The organism is Candidatus Proelusimicrobium excrementi, from assembly GCF_937881865.1.
GTDB classification, from domain to species: domain Bacteria; phylum Elusimicrobiota; class Elusimicrobia; order Elusimicrobiales; family Elusimicrobiaceae; genus Proelusimicrobium; species Proelusimicrobium excrementi.
In genome coordinates this window covers 1-3,225 of sequence record NZ_CALGEO010000046.1, presented here as the reverse complement: position 1 = coordinate 3,225, position 3,225 = coordinate 1, and the positions used below count along the sequence as shown (strand labels likewise).

Genomic DNA, 3,225 nt, shown 5'->3' with positions numbered 1-3,225 from the left:
GTACGGCGGTTAAAGCTGGGTAGCGGCCGGTATAATCCTGTTCTATAAAAAGCATGGCTTTTTTATTAAAAGCCCGCGCGTCGCCCGGGTATCCCATAAGATAAAGTTCGCCGCCGAACCCTTCAATAGGGCGTAAAGAAAGATTTAAAGGCGTGCGGCCATCAAAAATACTTTGCTTGCGCGGAAGAAGAAGGGCTAAATCCAATGCGTCTCGCTCCGTGGTTCTGGCTATTACGTCGGCTTCAAATTCTTCCCCGTCCGAGTCCGTCAAAGTTACGCTTTTTGATTTGCCCACCACATGGCTGTTTGTAAGCAGTAAGCGCATTCCCAAATATTCCGTAAAGAATGCCGTACCCGTCATATAAGAAGGCGTAATGACGGAAAACGTACTGTTTTTATAAGCAGAAACGTCATATCCGCCCAGCTTCTTGCGCCATGGCGCAAGATAATCTTCCCGTCCGAAAAGCCACGCCAAATCCTTTTTTATTCCCGCGTAGAAAGCTTGTCGTTCCGGCGTTCTCGCCGGGACGTATGAGAGCCCCCTCATCGTCATATTGGGGATAAGGGCGTTTTGCCAACCTTTAAACTTGCCCGCGAAAGGAGCCACGCCGGACGAGGCCGGCTTTTCGGGATATGCGGAGAGATAAAGACCGCTGATAAAATCCGCATCGCCGCCGCCCGGGGCCTGCAGAATAAAATTGCTTCTAAACTGCCGGTCGAAATCGGTTTTGTCAATTAAAACTCCGCGCGACTTCATGGATTGGACCGGGTTTTCCAGCATATCCCTAATTACATCCGAAGGAAGCATATTTTGGTTGGGCCAAGCGTATACGTAATTTAAAGGCCCCTGCCACGCGCCGTCAACGCCGTTTCTGTATTCAAGATGGAAATGGTAGTTTACCTTTCTTGAAAGCAGCAGTTCGTGCCCGCCTATTCTTATGCGGCGGAGACCGTCATGGCTGTAAATAAAATAGGTGCCTTGGGCGTTTTCAAATATAACGGCCGGGGTTTCGCGCGTCGCGCCGAGTACGGATACCAACCAGTCTTTGTATTCGGAAAGGAAATGCTTATAATCGCCGCGTCCTTTTTTTATGGAAAGTTCCTTTATTAAATCTTTTTTAACTTCCTTGCCCAAAGCAAGGTCGACAAAGTCGTCTTTTGAAAAATCTTCCCATTCGTAAGCGTCCCCGCTGACGCCTATAAGATAAGATTTCTTAGGCGCGCCGGCGCTTCTCTTCTGCAAAGCGATGTCAATTAAATTGGAAAGAACTCTGTCCTGCGCTTCTCGCGGCAGCTGCAAAGCTCTGTTTAAAGCAGAAGCCACCATAAAATTGCCGTAAGAAGATACATAGTCAAAAACGTCTTCAAGAGGGTTATCTTCTATGACAAGCATATTCGCCACGGCGGAATCTTCCAAGGGGGCGGTTCTGGGCGAGGGTATTTTATCGGCCGCAAGCACTATAATTTGGCCGGGCCGCAAATCTTCAAGCAGGTTTAAAACGGCTTCAAAGAAACTGTCGAAAGTCTGAGTGCCGTAAGGGTTTTGATCTATTATTTCTATAAGTTCCGCGCTGAGCTTGGGCGAGATATATTTCGCTACGCTCATAAGATTGGAATATCTTGCCCTGTTGGCCTTGTTATTGGAGCGTTTTTTCAGTATTTGGGCGGCGAAACGTTCAAAAGCGGCAAAGCCTTTTTCCGCTTTTTTAACCGGAGCCGGAGCCTTTATATCAAACGGGGACTGAATCGGCGCGGTTAAATTCGTTTCCGCCGAAACTGTAAAGTAATTGGCTGCCGCAGGCGTAAATCCGCGGCCGCGGTAATTGTCGAGTCTGCCGGAATTACCGCCGTGAAATTCATTTAAAACGCCTTCTATGCGCGGCAGAGAAAGTATGGATAAAACCCTATGCCCGGCATTCGCGCTTCGCCCCGCCGTTCCGGCCGTTTTAAGCGCGCCCGAAAAAGCTTCCACCGTGGTTAAAGAAGGCGTAACTCGGGTTATCGTCAAAGGTATATCCGCGCTTTCTTTAAGCAAATAAGCGGCGTTGGCTATTGTCTGCGGAGCGCGTTCGTACTGAACTATCGCTACGGAAGGCGTAAATAAATTTACGGCAGGCGCACCGCTTAAACTTAAGCCCGAAACGGCTTTGCCGGGATTTCTTATCGCCCCCGCCGCCGTTTGCGCCGTAATATCAAAAGAGGGCAAAACCCAAGCAAAATAATTGTCAAAAGCAAAACGCTTCCAAGCCGGCAGTTCTTTATAAGGCTTATTAAAGAACCAACCGCCTTTAAACGGTTTTTGCGGGCCGAAAGGCTTGCTGAGTTCAATGACTTCCTGCGCAAGGCGGAGTTCCTGTTCGGCTTCAATCTTTGCTCTGAGCAGCCTCTGTTCCCTTGTAAGCTGCGCCGATGCTCCGCCGTGTATCCCCCCTCCCGAGCCTTCCCCGATTGAAACCGTCAGATTCTCGGGGCGTGCAGACATATCCGTAATGTTTTGCCCGGCTTGTTCGGAAAGGCTGACTTGGCCCGTAACGGTTTGATTGGCGGGCTCTGCGCCTTTCTTGGGAGAGGCCGGGTTGGCGGGTCTGTCGGCCGCTCTGCGCTTCTTGGCTACAGAAGAAAGAGTTTCGGATTTTTTTGGCGCTGGCGCGGCTGTGCGAGGTTTGGCTCCCGCAGGCTTTGCTGCGCCGGTTTTTACCGTGGAGGCCGCCGCGGGAACTCTTTTGCCGGAGCTTACCTTATGAAGCAAATTTCCTTTTCCGGCGGCTCTTATTTTTGCTATGCGCGCCGCCCTTAAAGACCTTGAAGCCGAAAAACTTTTTATAAAGGAAGAGGCTCCCTTCGCCAAAGACGGTATGCTGATTACGAAAGAAGTCATCAGCACCGCGCTTACAAGGATATCGCCCCAAACGGCTAGTTCGGATATTTTTTTGTTTCTTGCGGCGCGTACGGCTTTTACGGCGTCTTTTGTTTTTTCCGCTTTATAGCCGGCTCCGTATCCGCATGAAACTTTCGCCGCCAAATTGTTTACGCGGCGTTGGGTGCCTTCGTTCAGGTCCCACCAGTCAAGGGAATAAAGCTTGTTTACCGTATAAGCGGCTTCGTATGATTTTACGCGTCCGCTTTTTATCGCGCCCGCGACAAAAGGGGTATGCGCGTAGGCGTATCCGGCGTCGCCTTTCCTTAAAGCGTAGGCGTAATTGTTTACGGCTTTATCGGCGATTT

1 protein-coding gene is annotated in these 3,225 nt (G+C 50.1%); it reads right to left on the bottom strand.

Going from position 1 to position 3,225, the window contains the following annotated elements:
- The coding region (locus ACQY26_RS02345; RefSeq protein WP_428047471.1) for a trypsin-like peptidase domain-containing protein at positions 1–3,225 on the bottom strand (3,225 nt) is incomplete at both ends.